The organism is Ralstonia psammae, from assembly GCF_958405935.1.
Taxonomy (GTDB): Bacteria; Pseudomonadota; Gammaproteobacteria; order Burkholderiales; family Burkholderiaceae; genus Ralstonia; species Ralstonia psammae.
The window spans coordinates 559,257-577,644 of record NZ_CATZBU010000001.1 but is presented as its reverse complement, the minus strand read 5'-3'; the positions used below and the strand labels follow the sequence as shown (position 1 = coordinate 577,644).

Below are 18,388 nucleotides of genomic sequence, written 5' to 3'. Positions count from 1 at the left end.
GGAACGATCCGGCACCCCGCCCTGTGCGGCCCAAGCGGCCCAAGCGGCCCAAGCGGCTCATGCGGCCCATGCGGCCTACCCACCGGGCTCAGGCATGGGCATGCCGCACCACCAGTTCGATGAAGGCGCGATTGAAGGCGGCTAGGTCATCGGGTTTGCGGCTGCTGACCCAGTTGCGGTCGGTCACCACCTCGCGGTCCACCCACATGCCGCCGGCATTGCGGATGTCGTCCTGCAGCGTCGGCCAACTGGTCAGCGTGCGCCCGCGCACCAGCCCGGCAGACACCATCAGCCACGGCCCGTGGCAGATCACGGCGATCGGCTTTTGCGCGCGCTCGAACGCTTTTACAAAGGCCTGCGCAGCGGGCACGACGCGCAGCGCATCGGCGTTGAACACGCCGCCGGGCAGCACCAGGCCATCGAAGTCGTCAGCCTTGGCCTGATCCAGGGTCAGGTCCACCTTGAAGGTATCGCCCGGGGTGGCGTGGTGCAGGCCGGTCACGCTGGGGCCTTTCGGCGCGATGATGCTGACGTTGGCACCGGCGCCTTCCAGCGCCTGCTTGGGGCTGGCCAGCTCGGCCTGCTCGAACAAGTCCTGGACGAGGATGGCGATGTGCATGTCATGCAGTGGGGTCATGGCGAACTCCTTGTGAGGGGACATCGAAAGAAGAGAACGGCAGTGGATCGCTCCGCAACGCGCATGCCCGCTCTGCGCTAGCATGCGGAGCATTCGCCACGCATCACTTCACCCATCACTGACCACCCGGAGACTCGCATGACCACGCCGCTTTCCATCGATGCCGCCACCGCTGCCGCAGACGCCGCGCTGTTTCCGGGCTTTCGTCCGTTTCGCCAGGTGGCCAACGGGGTGGAGATCGCGGGGGTGATCGGCGGGAGCGGCCCGCCGCTGCTGTTGCTGCACGGCCATCCGCAAAGCCATGTGATCTGGCACAAGGTCGCGCATGCATTGGCGCGCGATTACACGGTCGTCGCGACCGATCTGCGCGGCTATGGCGCTTCGTCCAAACCGGCCGGCAGCGCCAGGCACGCGGAATACAGCAAGCGCACCATGGCACAGGACCAGGTGGAGGTGATGCGCGCACTCGGTTTCGGCCGCTTCCGGCTGTGTGCGCATGACCGCGGTGCGCGTGTGGCACATCGCCTGTGTGTCGACCACCCCGTACACGTGGAGCGCGCCATGCTGCTCGACATCGCCCCCACGCTGGCGATGTACGAGAACACCGACATGGCGTTTGCATCCGCGTACTGGCATTGGTTCTTCCTGATCCAGCCGTCGCCGTTTCCCGAGACGCTCATCAACGCCACGCCGGATTTCTACATCAGCAAGCTGATGGGCCTGCGCCACGCGGGTCTCGAACCGTTCGCCCCGGAAGCGATGGCGACCTACGCTGCCGCCATGCGCGATCCCGCCTGCGTGCATGCCATGTGCGAGGACTACCGCGCCGCCGCCACCATCGACCTCGAACACGATCGCGCCGACCGCGCTGCCGGCAAGCGCGTGAGCGTGCCGCTTCGTGTGCTGTGGGGCGAGCACGGCGTGATCCAACGCTGCTTCAATCCCCTGGAGCTGTGGAGTGCCGTGGCGCACGAGGTGAGCGGAGGCACGGTGCCGTGTGGGCACTACGTGCCGGAGGAGGCACCGGAGGCGCTGCTTGAAGACATGCGGGCGTACTTCGCCTGAGGCGCTGGCCTACGCTTGCGGCCACTCGCGCAGCAGGTTTGATGCGTCCCCATCAACGCAAGGACGGATCGTCCTCCCCCCGCAGCCGCTGCAGTTCCGTATCCATCTGGAACAGCAGCGCGCGACTGTGCGGCGGCGTACCGGCGTCGCCTGACGGCGCCGCGGCGACGTGCTGTGTCAGTCGCGGTTGTGAAGGAGACCGTGCTCGACCGTTGCCGCTCCCGCCTTGACGAGGGCGGAGATGGCCGCATCAAGCATCTGCGCGAGCGACGCGTTGGGAAAGAATCGCGCTTGCAAACGCGGCATCAGTGTCGTCTGCGTGAACCACGCGGCCAGCGCGTCATGGGTGAGGGCCTGCTGTTCCAGCAGCTTGAACTTCACCAGCACGCGAATGGCGTGCAGCGCGTTGCGCTCCGGGTCTGCGCGCAGATAGGCCAGCCGGCTGAGCGACGCGTCAACGGCGGCGTTGACTTGCGTGAAAGGCCGGCCATGTCCCGGAATCACCACGCGCGCATCGAGCTGCGCGATGCGCTCAAGAATGGCCTGCTGCTCGGCAAAGCCACTCTCGCCTTCCAGCTCGGGAAAGATCACGCCAAAGCCGCGCTCCCACAGGGCATCGGCAGATATCAGCACGCGCGTGTCGGGGCTGAAGAGGATGACCGCGTGCGGGTCATGTCCCGGCGCACTGATGACCTGCCAGTCGAGACCGCCCAGCCGTGCAGTCATGCCGTCCGCCAGCCCTGCGTCGGCATCGCTGTCGGGCAACGAGAAGCGTGCGCATTCCTGGCCCGTGGGGCCGTAGCTCAGGGCGTCGATGTCCCAGCGGCGCACGTCGTCGATTTGCGCTGCCGGCACGCGCGTGTGGCTGCCGTGCAGTGCCTGCAGCGCTGCGTTGCCGCCGCAGTGATCGGAGTGCAGGTGCGTGTTCAGCAGACGGCGCAGCGGCCTGCCTTGCAGTGCGTGCTGCACAAGCGCCACAGTTTGCGGGGCGTGCGTGAGATAGCCGGTGTCCACCAGCGCGCAACCGCCATGCGCTTCGTCATCGAAGAAGAGGATGTTGTTGGACGACAGCCAACCGCGCTCGAACACGCGCATCGAATCGGGAAGGGTGACGATGTCGTGTTCGGCCATGGTGAGCGGCGGTCAGGCGCAGGGCGTCTCGTTGAGCCAGGCGCAGGCGCGCTCGGACAAGGTCTTCCACACGGCCAGGCGTGCCGCGTCGTTCATGGTCGACCACGCGGCAATCTCGTCGATGGTACGCAGGCAGCCGATGCACAGGCCCCGCGCGTCGTCCATCTTGCACACGCTGATGCACGGCGACGACACCGGCTGGGCGCGTTCGGCCTGCGCGCGGCTGTTGCGCAGCTTGCCAAGCGAGCGCTTTAGTTGCGCGCGGGTGCAGGCGTCCATGCGTGTTCGATCAGTCGCGCTGGGCGATGTCGGCCACGGGCGCGCCGGTCATGGCTTCCAGCTCGGCGGGCGTGAGGTTGAACACGGCGTGCGGGTGGCCGGCAGCGGCCCATACGCTGTCGTACTGGAACAGGTCCTGGTCGAGCAGCATCACAGGCTTGACCGCATGGCCCACCGGGCAGACGCCGCCGATGGCGTAGCCGGTTTTCTCGCGCACGAACTTGGCATCGGCCTTGGCGAGTGCGCCCACGTGCGCGGAAACCTTTGCCTCGTCGACACGATTGGTGCCGCTGGCGATCACCAGCACCGGCACATCGTCTTTCGCACGGCGGAAGATGATCGACTTGGCGATCTCCGCCACCGAGCAGCCCAGGCCGGCAGCCGCTTCGGCAGACGTTTTACCGGTGGCCGGCAGCATCACGATGGCTTTTTCGTAGCCGAGCGTGCGCAGGTGGTCGGCCACGCGTTGAGCAGATTCAGGCAGGGGTGCGTTCGTATCGGTTGCGGTCATCGTCGTTGTTCTGGGTGGAGAATCAGATACAGGCCTGGGCGATCTGGTCCTGCAGCTTGAGCAGCAGCGCGCGGCCCGCACGCGAAGCGGTGGGGCGGCCGATGGCTTGCGAGATGAAGTCACCTGCGAGCACCACCTTGTCCAGGTCGATGCCGGTGCGGATGCCCAGGCCGTGCAGCAGGTACAGCACGTCTTCGGTCGCCACGTTGCCGGTCGCGCCCTTGGCATACGGGCAGCCGCCCAGCCCCGCCACCGAGGCGTGGAAGATGTGGATGCCGACTTCCAGGCTGGCGAGGATGTTCGCCAGTGCCTGGCCGTACGTGTCATGGAAATGGCCGGAAAGCCGGTCGATCGGGAACGTTGCCGCAGCGGCTTCCATCACGGCTTTCACTTGGCCGGCGGTGCCCACGCCGATGGTGTCGGCAATGTCGATTTCGTCGCACCCCAGATCGGCCATGCGCTGGATCACATCCACCACCGACGACACCGGCACCTCACCCTGATACGGGCAGCCCAGCGAACACGAGATCGACCCGCGCACGCGAATGCCCGCATCCTTGGCGGCCTTGGCCACCGGCACAAAGCGTTCGATCGACTCCGCAATCGAGCAGTTGATGTTCTTCTGCGCAAAGGCCTCGCTGGCGGCACTGAAGATCACGATCTCATCGGCGCCCGCTGCAGCGGCGCCTTCGAAGCCCTTCATGTTGGGCGTGAGGACGGAGTACAGCGTGCCCGCCCGGCGCTGGATGCGCGCCATCACGTCGGCGCCATCGGCCATCGCCGGCACCCACTTGGGCGACACGAACGACGCGGCTTCCACGTTCACGAAGCCGGCCTCGGAAAGCCGGTTCACCAGTTCGACCTTGGTGTCCGTCGAGACCGGCGCCTTCTCGTTCTGAAGACCGTCGCGCGGGCCGACCTCGACCACCTTCACAAAATGCGGAGTGCTCATCTCAGTAACCTCGTTGCAGATCGACGATGCCGACAATCGGCTCGCCAGCTTCCAGCGCGCGAATCTTGCGCGCGATCTGGGCAATGCTGACCTCGCGCAGCGTCAACGCCGAAATGTGCGGCGTGATGTGGATGCGCGGTTCGGTCCAGAAGGGGTGGTCGGCAGGCAGGGGCTCGGTGCGGAACACGTCGAGCGCGGCGCCGGCAATGTGCCCGCTGCGCACGGCGGCCAGCAAGTCGTCTTCCACCACATGCTTGCCGCGCGCTACGTTGATGATGAACGCGCCCGGTGTGAGCTGGTCGAGCAGCTTGGCGTCGATCACGTTTTCGGTGTCGGCGGTCAGCGGCAGCACGTTCACCAGCACGCGCGTGCCGGCAAGGAAGCCGGACAGCGCCTCGCTGCCCGCGCGGCAATCGACGCCGTCGACGTGCTTGGCAGAGCGGCTCCAGCCGCGCACCGGAAAGCCGAAGCCTGCCAGCGTCCTGGCGATGTGCGTGCCGAGCACGCCCAGGCCCAGCACGCCGACGACGAACTCGTCGCGGTTGAATGGCTTGAGAAAGCGCCACATCTTGGCTTGCTGCTGGCGCTCGTATTCATCAAGGCGTCGGAAGAAACGCAGCACGGCATGCGTGACGTACTCGCCCATCTGCGCGGCCATGCCGGCGTCGTCCAGACGCACGATCGGTAGGCCTTCGGGAATGGCATCGGGCGATTGCGCGCGCAGCCCGAGGATGGCATCGACGCCCGCGCCCAGGTTGAACACCGCGCGCAAGTCGCGGCGATTGCGGAGCATGTCGGCGGGCGGTTGCCAGACCACGGCGTAGTCTGCGTCCTGCGCCGCACCTTGCTCCCACACCGACAGCCGCGCTTCGGGCAGCGCCTGCGCAAAACCATCGAGCCAGGGTTGGGGCTTGCCGTCGGGCGTGTAGATCTGGATGTGCATGTGGGGCGACTTCAAGATGCGTGGTTGAGGCTCGGTTGACGCTTGGTTGACGTATACGTCAAGCAGTGTAGCAGGGGCCGCCGACGCGCGTGGCGGCCCGCTTGGGCGTCATTCAGCCATCATTCCGCCGGCTTGAACGCCAGCAACTGCACGCCTTCCGTCACCTGGTCGCCCACGCCATACAGCACGGATTCGACGATGCCATCGGCAGGTGCGGTCAGCGTGTGCTCCATCTTCATGGCTTCCATGACGACGAGCGGTGCGCCCTTGGTAACGGTCTGTCCGGGTGCGGCCAGCACGGCGATGACCTTGCCGGGCATCGGCGCCGTGAGCTTGCCGCCTTCGTCGTCGGCCTCGCCGGCGTGGGCGAGCGGGTCGTGGCGTTCCAGCGCCCAGTGCGCGCCACCGGTGAAGACGTGGAAGGCATCGCCGTCGGCATGCACCTGACCCGTAGCCTTGTGCGACCCCAGCATGACGGTGAAGGTTTCGGCGTGGCGCTGCGTGGTGAAGGGCGCCTCGTGGCCGTTGGCTTTCAAGCGCGAGCCGTCGCGCCCGTACACGAGCGTGGCGTCGACGGACTGATCGCCATGCGTGAAGCGCAGCGTGCGTTCGGCCGCGCCGTTCAGGCGCCAGCCGCTGCCGCGTGCCCACGGCGAATGCGGATCGCGCGTGTCGGTGCGCAGGCTGCGTGCCTCGCGCGCGAGCAGCGCAGCCACGGCCAGGGCGATGGCGTCTTGCGGCACTTCCGGAGCAGCCGGAAACAGCGTGTCCTGGTTGCGCGCGATCAGGCCGGTATCCAGATCGGCGGTGGCAAACGGCTTCGACGCCACGAGGCGGCGCAGGAACGCCACGTTGGACGACAACCCGACAAGGTGGAAGCTGCCCAGCGCCTGCAGCATGCGCGCGAGCGCTTCTTCACGGTCACGGCCCCAGACGATCAGCTTGGCGATCATCGGGTCGTAGTAGGGGCTGATGGCGTCGCCCTCGCGCACACCAGCGTCGATGCGCACGCCAGCGGGTTCGCCATTGACTTGCGCGCCCACGGTGAACTCCACCGCCGCCGGCGTACGCAGCACCTTCAGTGTGCCGATGGAGGGCAGGAAATCGCGCTCGGGGTTCTCGGCATAGATGCGCGCTTCGAGCGCATGGCCGTGGATATGCAGCTCGTCCTGCGTGCGCGGCAGCGGCTCGCCGGATGCGACGCGCAATTGCCATTCGACCAGGTCTTCGCCCGTGATCATTTCGGTAACGGGGTGTTCCACCTGCAGGCGCGTGTTCATCTCCATGAAGTAGAACGTGCCGTCTTCATCGACGATGAACTCGACCGTGCCGGCACCCACGTAGCCCACGGCGCGCGCGGCGGCCACAGCGGCTTCGCCCATCGCGCGGCGACGGTCCAGCGTCATGCCCGGCGCCGGGGCTTCTTCCAATACCTTCTGGTGACGGCGCTGCACCGAGCAGTCGCGCTCGAACAGGTAGACGGCGCCGCCGAAGCTGTCGGCGAACACCTGGATCTCGATGTGGCGCGGACGCGTGAGGTACTTCTCGATCAGCACGCGGTCGTCGCCGAAGCTGGAAGAGGCCTCGCGCTTGACGGATGCCAGCGAGGCTTCGAACGCGTCGCCCGATTCCACCACGCGCATGCCCTTGCCGCCGCCGCCGGCGCTGGCCTTGATGAGTACGGGGTAGCCGATGCGATCGGCCTGCGTGCGCAGGAAGGCAGCGTCCTGGTTGTCGCCGTGGTAGCCGGGCACGAGCGGCACACCGGCTTTCTCCATCAGTGCCTTGGCCGCGCTCTTGCTGCCCATCGCCTCGATGGCCGAGGCCGGCGGGCCGACGAAGATAATGCCGGCATCGGCGCACGCCTTGGCGAAGGCTTCGTTCTCCGACAGGAAGCCGTAGCCGGGGTGGATGGCCTGGGCGCCGGTGGCGCGTGCGGCTTCGAGGATGCGGTCGGCGCGCAGGTAGCTGTCGCGGGCGGCGGGTTCACCGATGTGGATGGCTTCGTCGCAGGCCGCGACGTGGCGGGCGTTGGCGTCGGCATCGGAGTAGACCGCGACCGTGCGGATGCCGAGCTTGCGGCAGGTGGCGGCGACCCGGCAGGCGATTTCGCCTCGGTTGGCGATGAGGAGCTTGGTGATCATGGTGTTGTTACGTCTCCTGTGTTTGTTTTTGCACTTGTGGTGCATCCTTTGTTTCATCCCCTGCCGGGGCTGAGTCACTTTCTTTGTCTTGCCAAAGAAAGTAACCAAAGAAAGGCGCGCCCGAGATGGCGACACCCTCCTTGAATTTGTGTAACCGGGCGGAGAGGGAGGCAAACTCGCTTCGCTCAGACAAGCCTCCCTCTTTTTTCCGCCCGCTTACACAAATTCAAGGCGCCATCTAGGGCAGGAACGTCAACGGCCAAACCGTTGGCGGGCATGCTCTGTCAGGCTCTTGCTTGTTGCTTGTTGCTTGTTGCTTGTTGCTTGTTGCTTGTTGCTTGTTGCTTGTTGCTTGTTGCTGTATTGCCGTTTGCTTCGCTCCGCGTCTTGCCGCGTACCTACCACTGCGTTTGCACTGCGATGGTGTGGCCGTTGATGCCCTAGATGGCGCCTTGAATTTCTGTTGCAGGGAGGAAAAAGAGGGGAGGCTGTTTGAGCGAAGCGAGTTTGCCTCTCCTCCCTCCCTGCGACATAAATTCAAGGAGTCTTTCGCCATCTCGGGCGCGCCTTTCTTTTGCTTACTTTTCTTTGGCAAGACAAAGAAAAGTGAGTCAGCCCCGGCAGGGGATGAAACTGGGGATGGACCACCAACAAAAAACCATCCCCAAAACTAAAAGCATCAGTCCGCCGGCGTAATGTCGATATGACAATGCGAAGACTGCACCCCCGCATGCGATTCATGGTGCATGTGATCCTGCATCTCCACCCGCATCCCCAGCCGCGCCAGCAGCTTCCGATCCGCATCCGCCTCCGGGTTATCTGTCGTCAGCAGCTTCTCGCCATAGAAGATCGAGTTGGCACCCGCCATGAAGCACAGCGCCTGCAACGCATCGTCCATCGCCTCGCGGCCGGCGGAGAGCCGCACCATCGCCTTGGGCATCGTGATCCGTGCTACCGCAATCGTGCGCACAAAATCAAACGGATCCAGTTCCTCGTTACCCGCCAACGGTGTGCCTTCCACCTTCACGAGGTTGTTGATCGGCACCGAATCCGGGTACGGCTCCATGTTCGCCAGCTCGGCGATCAGGCCCGCACGCTCGTGCACCGATTCCCCCAGCCCGACGATGCCACCGCAGCACACGTTGATGCCTGCATCACGCACGTGCTCGAGTGTGTCGAGCCGGTCCTGGTACGTGCGCGTGGTGATGATCTCGCCGTAGAACTCGGGCGCGGTGTCGAGGTTGTGGTTGTAGTAGTCCAGGCCCGCCTCTTTCAGTTGCGTAGCCTGTTCCTGCTTGAGCATGCCCAGCGTCACGCACGTCTCCAGCCCCATCGCTTTCACGCCGCGCACCATGTCGGCCACGGCATCGAGCTGATGGGGTTTCGGGTTGCGCCACGCGGCACCCATGCAGAAGCGGCTCGCACCGTTCTGCTTGGCGCGCGATGCGGCTTCCAGTACGGCGTCGATCGGCATCAGCTTTTCCGCCTCAACACCGGTGTCGTAGCGTGCCGATTGCGGGCAGTACGAGCAATCCTCGGGGCAGCCGCCGGTCTTGATGGACAGCAGCGTCGAGAGCTGCACGGCGTTCGCATCAAAGTTGGCGCGGTGCACCTGCTGTGCCTGGAACAGCAGATCGTTGAACGGCAGCGCGAACAGCGCTTCGATGGCTTCGCGGCTCCAGCGCGCGTCGGGCGCCCGGCCCGGGGTGACAGGCGCTTTGGCGGCGTTCGGAACGAAATTGAGCGGGGTGGATTGCATGAGGACTTCCTTCAAGTGATGCGTTGTTTCGTTGTTATGCGGGTCAGGCCTGCAGCAGCCAGTTCGGCTTGCGCTTGCCCAGAAAACTCTGCACGCCTTCGCGGCCCTCTTCCGAGGCGCGGATGGCGGCGATGCGTTCAGCGGTATCCGCCAGCAATGCGTCGGTGATGGCGGCGCCAGACACCTCGCGCACGAGGCGCTTGCTCTCGCGCACGGCGTTGGGGCTGTTGGCGACGAGTGCGGCGGTGATGTCGTCCACCTTGGCGTCGAGGGCGTCTGCGTTCACCAGTTCATGCACGAGGCCCAAGCGATGCGCCTGCGCCGCGGAGAAACGCTCGGCGGTGACGAAGTAGCGGCGCGAAGCCTGCTCGCCCAGTGCGCGGATCACGTACGGGCTGATGGTGGCCGGAATCAGTCCGAGCTTGGCTTCCGACAGGCAGAAATTGGCCGTGTCGACGGCGACGACGATGTCGCACGCGGCGACCAGGCCAACGCCGCCGGCATACGTGTCGCCCTGCACGCGCGCGATCACGGGCTTGGGGCAGGTGTAGATGGTGCGCAGCATTTCGGCCAGGCGCAGGGCGTCGGCGCGGTTCTCGTCATCCGAGTAGCCGGCCATCTTTTTCATCCAGTTCAGGTCGGCGCCCGCACAGAAGGCCGGGCCGTTGCCGGACAGGACGATGGCGCGCACGCCGGGCGCATCGGCCAGCGCGCGGAACGCACCGGTCAGCTCGGCGATGACGGTCTCGTTGAAGGCATTGCGTACGTCAGGCCGGTTCAGCGTGAGGGTAGCGACGGCGCCGTGCTGTGCGAAGGCGAGGGTCTCGAAGGCGTTCATTCGGGGTCCTTGTTGGTGTCGGACTTGGGGTCGTCTGCGCCGGAGGCTTCGGCGGCGGGGCTGACGGGGCCCGCGGGCAAGCCGAGTTCGCGCAGGAAGGCATCCACCTGCGGCAGCCAGATGCTCAACCCTGCATGGCTGGCAAACATGCCGTGGGAGTCGCTCTTGAAGTTGCCGAAATCCACCAGCCTGCCTTTCCCGCCGGCACTGGTGTAGGCCGCGAACATCTTGTCGGGCATCGGCTTGGGCCAGTAACTGTCGTTGTCGCCATAAAACCAGAGCGAGGGGTAGCGTGACTGGCGGCCGTACGTTTCAAAGGCGCGCACGAGGTTGCCCTCCCAATCGACGCAGGTGTCGTTGCGCAGGCCGCCGGCAAAGTTCACCAACCCGCGTACGCCGGGGTAGGCGATGGTGCCGAAGGCCAGCGTGGTCAGCCCGCCATGCGACTGGCCCATGACGACGATGCGGTTGCGGTCCACGTACGGCTGCGCGGTCATGTAGTCGAGCGCGGCCACCACGTCTTCGGCCTGGAGGATGCCGTTGGCTTCCACGTTGCAACCACTGCCGATGTACGCGCCGCCCGATTTGGAAAACCCTTGCCGCATCGGGATGGCCACCACGTAGCCGCGCGCGACCAGCGCCGCTGCCTGCTCGCTGTAACGGGCACGCGATTGGAATGCCGCCTTGCCGCGCGCCTTGCCGTGATTGAGCACGATAAGCGGGAAGGGGCCGTCGCCGGCCGGCTTGTAGACGGTGGTCTCCAGCTTGAGGGTGAAGATGCCCGCAGACTTGGGCACGTCCACTATGGTCTCGCTGACGTCAGCCGGCGCGGTCTCGCTCGCATGCGCGCCCGCAAGCAGCAGCGCGCAGCCAACGGCTGCCCAGGCGCTGCGCCACGTTCGCGCGGTGTTGCTGTCCACTGCAAAGTCCCTGTTCGATGGGCGGCCCGCTTACATGCGGAACACGCCGAAGTTCATGTCGCCAATCGGCGCGTTCAGGCTGGCCGACAACCCGAGGCCCAGCACGCTGCGCGTGTCGGCCGGGTCGATCACGCCATCGTCCCACAGGCGGGCGCTGGCGTAGTACGGATGGCCCTGGCGTTCGTATTGGTCGCGGATCGGCGCCTTGAAGGCGGCTTCCTCATCCGCGCTCCACTGGCCGCCCTTGGCCTCGATGCCGTCGCGGCGCACGGTGGCGAGCACGCTTGCGGCCTGCTCCCCGCCCATCACCGAGATGCGCGCATTCGGCCACATCCACAGGAAGCGCGGCGAATACGCGCGCCCGCACATGCCGTAGTTGCCCGCGCCAAACGAGCCGCCGATGATGACCGTGAACTTGGGCACCTGCGCCGTCGCCACGGCGGTCACCATCTTTGCACCGTTCTTGGCGATGCCTTCGTTTTCATACTTGCGGCCGACCATGAAGCCGGTGATGTTCTGCAGGAACACCAGCGGGATCTTGCGCTGGCAGCACAGCTCGATGAAGTGCGCGCCTTTCAACGCCGCTTCCGAGAACAGGATGCCGTTGTTGGCGATGATGCCGACCGGGTAACCCCAGATGCGCGCAAAGCCGCAGACCAGCGTCGTGCCATAGCGCGCCTTGAATTCATCGAAGGCGGAATCGTCGACGATGCGGGCAATGACTTCGCGCACGTCGAACGGCTTGCGCGTATCGGTCGGGATCACGCCATAGAGTTCTTCAGCGGGAAAGCGCGGCTCGACGGGCGCATGGATCTGTACCTGGTCCGGCTTGCGGCGGTTCAGGTGCGCGACGATGCTGCGGGCTTGTGCCAGCGCGTGCGAATCGTTGTTGGCAAAGTAGTCGGCCACGCCCGACAGGCGCGTGTGCACATCGGCACCGCCCAGGTCTTCGGCGCTCACCACTTCACCCGTGGCCGCCTTCACCAGCGGCGGGCCCGCCAGAAAGATCGTGCCCTGTTCCTTGACGATGATCGATTCGTCGCTCATGGCCGGCACATACGCGCCGCCTGCCGTGCACGAGCCCATCACCACCGCAATCTGCGGGATGCCTTTCGACGACAGATTGGCCTGGTTGTAGAAGATACGGCCGAAGTGATCCCGATCGGGGAAGACATCGTCCTGATTCGGCAGGTTCGCGCCGCCAGAATCGACGAGGTACACACAGGGCAGGTGGTTCTGCTCGGCAATTTCCTGCGCGCGCAGGTGCTTCTTCACCGTCATCGGGTAATACGTCCCGCCCTTGACCGTGGCGTCGTTGCAGACGATCACACACTCCTGCCCCGAGATGCGGCCGATGCCGGTGATGATGCCGGCGCCCGGTGCCGCGTCGTCGTACATGCCGTACGCCGCCAGTTGTGAGAACTCCAGGAATGGCGTGCCGGGGTCGAGCAGTTGCTGCACGCGGTCGCGCGGCAGCAGCTTGCCACGTGCGAGGTGCTTGGCGCGGGCGTCTTCACCGCCACCCTGGGCGATGCGCGCAACCTTGTCGCGCAAGTCGGCGACGAGCGCGCGCATGGCATCGGCGTTGGCCTTGAAGTCTTCGGCGCGGGGGTTCAGCTTGGTCTCTAGCGTCGGCATGGCAGCAGTGCAAGAAGGTCGGTGCGGTTCAGTCAGGGAAAGTGCCGTCGAGGTACAGCCAACGGCCATCGGCGGATTCAGCGCCGCTGGCGTCCTGGCGGACGAAGCGGCTGGTTTCATGCAGGCGATGCGCGCGGCCGCCCACCTTGTAGCGCGCGACGAATTCCACCGTCGCATGCGTGGCGTCTTGCGGTGTGTGGCGCTTGACGTCCAGGCCGAGCCAGCGCGTGGCGGCGGCATCTGCTTCGCTGGTTTCCAGGTCGGCAGGGCAGGTGGACGGATGCCACGTACGGCGCAGGTATGCCGTGTCGCTCAGCACATAGGCGCTGTAGCGCGAGCGCATGAGTTGCTCGGCCGTGACCGGCACGGCCTCGCCTGCGTGGAACGGGCCGCAGCAGCGCCCATAAGCGCCGTTGCCGCAAGGGCAGGCGTCGGCCGGGCCGATGGGCTTGGTTTGTGCGGCAGGCATCAGGCCAGCAGCTCCGGCAGTTCACGCATGTCGGTGAAGGTGCGGGTGGCACCAGCCGAGATCAGCGGGCCCGGCGCATTGCGGCCGGCATACGCCAGCACCGTCATGCCGGCGGCGTGCCCCGCGGTGACGCCCGTGGGGCTGTCTTCGATCACCAGGCAACGTGATGGGGATACCCCCAGGCTGCTGGCTGCCAGCAGGTACACGTCGGGCGCGGGCTTGCTGCGTGCGACCTCGGTGGCCGAAAAGATACGGATGTCCGTCGGCTGGAAGTGCTCGATCAGCCCGGTGCGGTTGAGTTGCAGCTCGACCTTCGTGCGATCGGCGCCGGAGGCCACGGCCATCGGCAGGCCAAGCCTGGAGAGCACGTCAATGGCGTGCGCGATATGCGGCACCGCTTCCACCTCGGCTTCGAGCAGCTCGTTGCGGCGCGCGTGGAAGGTAGACAGCCAGTTCGGCGGCAGCGGTGCGCCGCGCATCTCGGCAATGGCATCCAGCTCTTCGCGGATGGCCTTGCCGAGGAAGCGCTTGATGGAATCTTCCTGGCTGATGTTGATGCCAAGCTCGGTCAGCATCTGCCAGATCAGTCGGTTGACGATGGGTTCGCTGTCGACCAGCACGCCGTCGCAATCGAAGAGGATCGCGTCAAAGCGCGGGTGGTTCGATACAGAGGAGGTCACTGCAGTCATGCTCTCTTCGTTGGTGGTTCGTCAGCGGCGGCTCTGACATCCGCCGCCCTTATGGAGGTGGCCTTATATGCGTCCGTCGCGCAGCAACGCTTCAATCTGGTCAAAGCGGTCGAAGCCCCAGAACGCTTCGCCGTCGACGATCACGTAGGGCGAGCCGAACACGCCGCGCGACATTGCCAGGTCGATCTCGGCCTTGAGCTGATCCTTGATCTGCTGGCTGCTTGCGCCGGCGTTGAGTGCGGCACCGTCGATGCCCATGGCGTCGGCAATCTTCATCACCTCGCTTGGCTCGCCGATGTTGATGTCATCGACAAACAGTGCGCGGTAGACCGCGCGCGCAAAGTCGATGGCGCGGTCGCCGCCGTGGTGGTCATGCACGCACAACGTGGCGCGCGCGGCGTATTGGGTGGGCAGCGGGAAGTGCGTGGGCTTGCGGTATTCGATGCCATTGAAGCGCGCGGTGCGCTCGAAATCGCGCCACGCGTAGTCGCCTTTGAGCGGCACCTGCGGCAGTGGGGCGCCGCCGGTGGTCTTGAAGACCACCCCCAGCAGGATCGGATGCCATGCCGTCGCCCGGTTGTACCGCTGGGCGAGTTCTTCCACGCGCGTGCTGGCGAAGTAGCCGTACGGCGATGAGAAGTCGAAGTAGAAATCGATAGCCCCGTTCATGATGTGCACCCCGTGTCGCGCTGCGCCTTCCCTAAACATGCCTACGCCAGGGCGCGGGCGATCAAGATCTTCTGGATATCGCTGGTGCCTTCGTAGATCTGGCATACGCGCACGTCGCGGTAGATGCGTTCCACCGGGAAGTCGCTGACGTAGCCGTAACCGCCGAAGACCTGGATGGCATCGGAGCACACGCGCTCAGCCATCTCGCTGGCGTTGAGCTTGGCCATGGCCGCCTCTTTCAGGCACGGCCGCCCGGCGTCTTTCAGGCTGGCGGCATGCCAGACCATCTGTCGCGCCACATCCACGCGCATGGCCATCTCGGCCAGCCGAAACTGCACGGCCTGGTGGGCAAACAGCGGCTGGCCGAAGCTCTCGCGCTCCTTGGCATACACCAGCGCTGCTTCAAAGGCCGCGCGCGCCATCCCTACGCTCTGCGCGGCAATGCCGATGCGCCCGCCTTCCAGCCCCGACAGCGCCATCTTGTAGCCCGCGCCTTCGTCACCCAGCAGGCAATCGCCGGGGATGCGGCAGTCTTCGAACACGATCTGCGCCGTGTCGGAAGAATGCTGGCCGAGCTTGTCTTCCAGCCGCGCGACGATGTAGCCGGGCGTGTTGGTGGGCACCAGGAACGCGCTGATGCCGCGCTTGCCTGCGGCCTTGTCCGTCACGGCCATGACGATGGCCACGTCGGCATGCTTGCCGCTGGTGATGAACTGCTTCACGCCGTTGAGCACCCAGTGGTCGCCGTCTCGCGTGGCCGTGGTGCGCAGCGCCGAAGCGTCGGAGCCGACGTGCGGCTCGGTCAGGCAGAACGCGCCAAGCATCTCGCCGCGCGCCAGCGGCACAAGCCACCGCTGCTTCTGTGCATCATTCGCAAACGCCATCAGCATGCTGCACACGGGGCAGTTGTTCACGCTGATGACGGTGGAGGTGCCACCGTCCCCGGCAGCAATTTCCTCCAGGATCAGCGCGAGCGACAGGTAGTCGAGCCCCGCGCCGCCCAGTTCTTCCGGCACGGCCACGCCATAGGCGCCCAGCTCGCCGAGCTGGCGGTGCACGTCTTTCGGGAACGTCCCGTCGCGGTCCCACGCGGCCGCGTGCGGTGTGATCGCCTCGCGCACGAACGTGCGGATGGCGTCGCGAATCATCTCTTGTTCTTGGGTCAGCAGCATGGTTCTGGCCTCACCATTCAATGACGCTGCCGTCGTAGTTGCGGAACCCGCCGTTGTCGGCGCGCGTGGCGCCGGCGATGACGCGGCGGATGCCGGCCACGCTCTCCTGCGGCGTGATGGCCGCGCCCGCACCGCCCATGTCGGTCTGTACCCAGCCGGGGTGGAGGGTCAGGCACGTGGCGTTCTTCGCGTCGATCGACACGCCGCGCAGCACGGCATTCACCGCCGCCTTGCTGGCGCGGTACAGCCAGCCCCCGTTGCCGGACATGTCGCCAATGCTGCCCATGCGGCTGGAGATGACGGCCAGCACGCCGCCGGACTCGTCCGCGCCCCCAGCACCATGATGGCCGGCTTCCACCAGCGGCAGCACGGCGGGCAGCACGCCCATCGGCGCCCACACGTTCGTGTGCATCACGGCATCGAAGTCCGCCTGGCTGACCGGTACCGCGCCCTGCGTGCGCGGGCCGTAGATGCCCGCCACGTAGATCGCCACGTCCAGCGCTTCGCCGTCGAGCTTCCAAGCAAGGCCGGCGACGGCGTTGGCGTCGGTCAGGTCCAGCACGTGCGTTTCCGCGCCCAGCGCCTGCAATTCTTCTGCGGCATTTTGCGAGCGGACGGTGGCGATGACGCGCCAGCCATCGGCACGGTACTGCTTGACGGTTTCCAGGCCGATGCCGCGCGATGCGCCCAGGATGAGCGCGGTGCGCGCGCGGCGGGACGTTGCGTTCGTCATGCGCGTGCCTTAGTAGAGTTCGATGCCCACAGCCGTGGCCTCGCCGCCGCCGATGCACAGGCTCGCCACGCCGCGCTTGCCGCCACGGTGTTGCAGCGCGCCCAGCAGCGTCGCGATCACGCGCGCACCCGATGCACCGATGGGGTGGCCCAGCGCACACGCGCCGCCGTTCACGTTCACCTTCTCGTGCGGGATGTGCAGGTCGTGCATCGCGGCCATCGGCACCACGGCAAACGCCTCGTTGATCTCGAACAGATCGACGTTGGCCGCGCTCCAGTTGAGCTTCTTGAACAGCTTGTCGATGGCCGTGACCGGCGCCGTGGTGAACCAGCCCGGTGCCTGCGCGTGCGTGGTGTGGCCCAGCATCACTGCGAGCGGCGTGATGCCGAGCTGCTTGGCAGTCGACTCGCGCATCATCACCAGCGCAGCCGCACCATCGTTGATCGACGAAGACGACGCGGCCGTCACCGTGCCGTCTTTCTTGAACGCGGGCTTGAGCGAGGGGATCTTGTCGACCTTGATGCGGCGCGGGCCCTCATCGGTGTCGATGACGGTATCGCCAGCTTTGCTCGACACGGTGACGGGCGTGATCTCCCAGCGGAACGCGCCGGATTCGGTGGCCTCTTGCGCGCGGCGCACGGAGGTCATTGCGAAGTGGTCCTGGGCCTCGCGCGTGAAGCCGTACTTCTCGGCGCAGTCTTCGCCGAAGGTGCCCATGGCGCGGCCTTTGTCGTAGGCGTCTTCCAGGCCATCGAGCATCATGTGGTCGTAGATCATGCCGTGGCCGATGCGGTAGCCACTGCGGCCCTTCGGGATCAGGTACGGCGCGTTGGTCATGCTTTCCATGCCGCCTGCGACGACCACGTCCACCGAGCCGGCCAGCAACGCGTCGAAAGCGTTCATGGCCGCGCGCATGCCCGAGCCGCACATCTTGTTGACCGTGGTGCAGCCGACCGACAGCGGCAGGCCGGCGCCGAGGGCTGCCTGACGCGCCGGGGCCTGGCCCTGGCCGGCGGGCAGCACGCAACCCATGATGACTTCCTCGATCTGCTCAGGCTTCAGGCCGGCGCGCTCGACGGCCGCGCGGATGGCAGCGGCGCCGAGTTGCGGGGCGGTCAGGCTAGCGAGTTCGCCCTGGAAGGCGCCCATCGGCGTGCGGGCGGCGGAGGCGATGATGATGCGGTCGGACATTGCAATCTCCTGGTGTGCTTCGACATGTTTCTGCACTTGTGGTGCAGGGGGTATGTGTCTCTTGCGTTTGGGTGGGCCTTGTTGGTCCATCTCCGTTTCGTCCCCTGCCGGGGCCGACTCACTTTCTTTGTCTTGCCAAAGAAAGTCAGCAAAAGAAAGGCGCGCCCGAGATGGCGACCCCTTCCTTGAATTTGTGTAACCGGGCGGAGACGGGAAAAACTCGCTTCGCTCAGACAGTTTCCCGTCTTGTTTCCGCCCGCTTACAAAAATTCAAGGCGCTATCAAGGGCAGGAACGTCAACGGCCGAACCGTTGGTGTGCATGCTCTGTCAGGCCCTTGCGTGTTGCGTGTTGCGTGTTGCGTGTTGCGTGTTGCGTGTTGTGTGTTGTGTGTTGTGTGTTGCCGTTTGCTTCGCTCCGCGTCTTGCCGCGTACCCACTACTGCGTTTGTACTGCGATGGTGTAGCCGTTGATGCCCTAGATGGCGCCTTGAATTTCTGTTGCAGAGAGGAAAAAGGAAGGGGAACTGTCTGAGCGAAGCGAGTTTTCCCCTTCCCCTCTCTGCGACATAAATTCAAGGGGAAGTCGCCATCTCGGGCGCGCCTTTCTTTGCTGACTTTCTTTGGCAAGACAAAGAAAGTGAGTCAGC

18 protein-coding genes are annotated in these 18,388 nt (G+C 65.7%); 1 reads left to right on the top strand and 17 read right to left on the bottom strand.

Annotated elements, in window-relative coordinates:
- Window positions 1–88: 88 nt before the first annotated feature.
- Window positions 89–637: a type 1 glutamine amidotransferase domain-containing protein gene (locus R2N16_RS02815; RefSeq protein WP_316664066.1), complete on the bottom strand. Its 549-nt coding sequence runs from the start codon at window positions 635–637 to the stop codon at window positions 89–91.
- 138 nt (window positions 638–775) lie between these two features.
- Here R2N16_RS02815 and R2N16_RS02810 point away from each other — a divergent pair, with 138 nt between their 5' ends.
- Window positions 776–1,702 carry an alpha/beta fold hydrolase gene (locus R2N16_RS02810; protein ID WP_316664065.1) on the top strand — a complete coding sequence of 309 codons (927 nt, stop codon included), beginning with the start codon at window positions 776–778 and terminating at the stop codon, window positions 1,700–1,702.
- 177 nt (window positions 1,703–1,879) lie between these two features.
- On the opposite strand, the gene R2N16_RS02805 is transcribed toward R2N16_RS02810, so the two are convergent.
- The 16 genes from R2N16_RS02805 to R2N16_RS02730 form a co-directional block, all read right to left on the bottom strand.
- Entirely contained in the window at window positions 1,880–2,833 is a 954-nt protein-coding gene (locus R2N16_RS02805) for an MBL fold metallo-hydrolase (RefSeq protein WP_316664064.1), read from the bottom strand.
- Between the two features lie 12 nt (window positions 2,834–2,845).
- Window positions 2,846–3,112: a DUF1289 domain-containing protein gene (locus R2N16_RS02800; protein ID WP_316664063.1), complete on the bottom strand. Its 267-nt coding sequence runs from the start codon at window positions 3,110–3,112 to the stop codon at window positions 2,846–2,848.
- Window positions 3,113–3,122: 10 nt separating this feature from the next.
- The gene (locus R2N16_RS02795; protein WP_316664062.1) at window positions 3,123–3,623 is read right to left on the bottom strand and encodes a YbaK/EbsC family protein; all 501 of its coding nucleotides are present in this window, start codon (window positions 3,621–3,623) and stop codon (window positions 3,123–3,125) included.
- Window positions 3,624–3,645: 22 nt separating this feature from the next.
- Window positions 3,646–4,575 (bottom strand): hydroxymethylglutaryl-CoA lyase, encoded by a 930-nt coding sequence (locus tag R2N16_RS02790; protein WP_316664061.1) that lies wholly within the window; start codon window positions 4,573–4,575, stop codon window positions 3,646–3,648.
- Window position 4,576: 1 nt separating this feature from the next.
- Window positions 4,577–5,518, bottom strand: coding sequence for a 2-hydroxyacid dehydrogenase (locus R2N16_RS02785; protein ID WP_316664060.1), 942 nt, complete (start codon window positions 5,516–5,518; stop codon window positions 4,577–4,579).
- A gap of 119 nt (window positions 5,519–5,637) precedes the next feature.
- The gene (locus R2N16_RS02780) at window positions 5,638–7,662 is read right to left on the bottom strand and encodes an acetyl/propionyl/methylcrotonyl-CoA carboxylase subunit alpha (RefSeq protein WP_316664059.1); all 2,025 of its coding nucleotides are present in this window, start codon (window positions 7,660–7,662) and stop codon (window positions 5,638–5,640) included.
- Window positions 7,663–8,341: 679 nt separating this feature from the next.
- Window positions 8,342–9,421, bottom strand: a complete 1,080-nt coding sequence (bioB, locus tag R2N16_RS02775) for a biotin synthase BioB (protein WP_316664058.1) — start codon at window positions 9,419–9,421, stop codon at window positions 8,342–8,344.
- 43 nt (window positions 9,422–9,464) lie between these two features.
- Window positions 9,465–10,259 (bottom strand): enoyl-CoA hydratase/isomerase family protein, encoded by a 795-nt coding sequence (locus tag R2N16_RS02770; RefSeq protein WP_316664057.1) that lies wholly within the window; start codon window positions 10,257–10,259, stop codon window positions 9,465–9,467.
- The gene (locus R2N16_RS02765) at window positions 10,256–11,179 is read right to left on the bottom strand and encodes a dienelactone hydrolase family protein (protein ID WP_316664056.1); all 924 of its coding nucleotides are present in this window, start codon (window positions 11,177–11,179) and stop codon (window positions 10,256–10,258) included. Before R2N16_RS02765 ends, R2N16_RS02770 begins: the two co-directional genes overlap by 4 nt.
- Window positions 11,180–11,209: 30 nt before the next feature.
- Entirely contained in the window at window positions 11,210–12,817 is a 1,608-nt protein-coding gene (locus tag R2N16_RS02760) for a carboxyl transferase domain-containing protein (protein WP_316664055.1), read from the bottom strand.
- Between the two features lie 28 nt (window positions 12,818–12,845).
- Window positions 12,846–13,286, bottom strand: a complete 441-nt coding sequence (locus R2N16_RS02755) for a YchJ family protein (RefSeq protein ID WP_316664054.1) — start codon at window positions 13,284–13,286, stop codon at window positions 12,846–12,848.
- A complete protein-coding gene (locus R2N16_RS02750; protein WP_316664053.1) occupies window positions 13,286–13,975 on the bottom strand; it encodes an HAD family hydrolase in 690 nt (229 codons plus the stop codon). Before R2N16_RS02750 ends, R2N16_RS02755 begins: the two co-directional genes overlap by 1 nt.
- A 63-nt stretch (window positions 13,976–14,038) precedes the next feature.
- The gene (locus R2N16_RS02745) at window positions 14,039–14,644 is read right to left on the bottom strand and encodes a 2-hydroxychromene-2-carboxylate isomerase (protein ID WP_316664052.1); all 606 of its coding nucleotides are present in this window, start codon (window positions 14,642–14,644) and stop codon (window positions 14,039–14,041) included.
- A gap of 41 nt (window positions 14,645–14,685) precedes the next feature.
- Window positions 14,686–15,816, bottom strand: a complete 1,131-nt coding sequence (locus R2N16_RS02740) for an acyl-CoA dehydrogenase family protein (protein WP_316664051.1) — start codon at window positions 15,814–15,816, stop codon at window positions 14,686–14,688.
- 10 nt (window positions 15,817–15,826) lie between these two features.
- Window positions 15,827–16,549: an SDR family oxidoreductase gene (locus R2N16_RS02735; protein ID WP_316664050.1), complete on the bottom strand. Its 723-nt coding sequence runs from the start codon at window positions 16,547–16,549 to the stop codon at window positions 15,827–15,829.
- A gap of 9 nt (window positions 16,550–16,558) precedes the next feature.
- Window positions 16,559–17,740, bottom strand: coding sequence for an acetyl-CoA C-acetyltransferase (locus R2N16_RS02730; RefSeq protein ID WP_316664049.1), 1,182 nt, complete (start codon window positions 17,738–17,740; stop codon window positions 16,559–16,561).
- Window positions 17,741–18,388 lie beyond the last annotated feature (648 nt).

Coding starts and splice junctions, on each gene's coding strand:
- R2N16_RS02815 (WP_316664066.1), bottom strand. CDS start 637: ATGACCCCACTGCATGACATGCACATCGCCATCCTCGTCCAGGACTTG.
- R2N16_RS02810 (WP_316664065.1), top strand. CDS start 776: ATGACCACGCCGCTTTCCATCGATGCCGCCACCGCTGCCGCAGACGCC.
- R2N16_RS02805 (WP_316664064.1), bottom strand. CDS start 2,833: ATGGCCGAACACGACATCGTCACCCTTCCCGATTCGATGCGCGTGTTC.
- R2N16_RS02800 (WP_316664063.1), bottom strand. CDS start 3,112: ATGGACGCCTGCACCCGCGCGCAACTAAAGCGCTCGCTTGGCAAGCTG.
- R2N16_RS02795 (WP_316664062.1), bottom strand. CDS start 3,623: ATGACCGCAACCGATACGAACGCACCCCTGCCTGAATCTGCTCAACGC.
- R2N16_RS02790 (WP_316664061.1), bottom strand. CDS start 4,575: ATGAGCACTCCGCATTTTGTGAAGGTGGTCGAGGTCGGCCCGCGCGAC.
- R2N16_RS02785 (WP_316664060.1), bottom strand. CDS start 5,518: ATGCACATCCAGATCTACACGCCCGACGGCAAGCCCCAACCCTGGCTC.
- R2N16_RS02780 (WP_316664059.1), bottom strand. CDS start 7,662: ATGATCACCAAGCTCCTCATCGCCAACCGAGGCGAAATCGCCTGCCGG.
- bioB (WP_316664058.1), bottom strand. CDS start 9,421: ATGCAATCCACCCCGCTCAATTTCGTTCCGAACGCCGCCAAAGCGCCT.
- R2N16_RS02770 (WP_316664057.1), bottom strand. CDS start 10,259: ATGAACGCCTTCGAGACCCTCGCCTTCGCACAGCACGGCGCCGTCGCT.
- R2N16_RS02760 (WP_316664055.1), bottom strand. CDS start 12,817: ATGCCGACGCTAGAGACCAAGCTGAACCCCCGCGCCGAAGACTTCAAG.
- R2N16_RS02755 (WP_316664054.1), bottom strand. CDS start 13,286: ATGCCTGCCGCACAAACCAAGCCCATCGGCCCGGCCGACGCCTGCCCT.
- R2N16_RS02750 (WP_316664053.1), bottom strand. CDS start 13,975: ATGACTGCAGTGACCTCCTCTGTATCGAACCACCCGCGCTTTGACGCG.
- R2N16_RS02745 (WP_316664052.1), bottom strand. CDS start 14,644: ATGAACGGGGCTATCGATTTCTACTTCGACTTCTCATCGCCGTACGGC.
- R2N16_RS02740 (WP_316664051.1), bottom strand. CDS start 15,816: ATGCTGCTGACCCAAGAACAAGAGATGATTCGCGACGCCATCCGCACG.
- R2N16_RS02735 (WP_316664050.1), bottom strand. CDS start 16,549: ATGACGAACGCAACGTCCCGCCGCGCGCGCACCGCGCTCATCCTGGGC.
- R2N16_RS02730 (WP_316664049.1), bottom strand. CDS start 17,740: ATGTCCGACCGCATCATCATCGCCTCCGCCGCCCGCACGCCGATGGGC.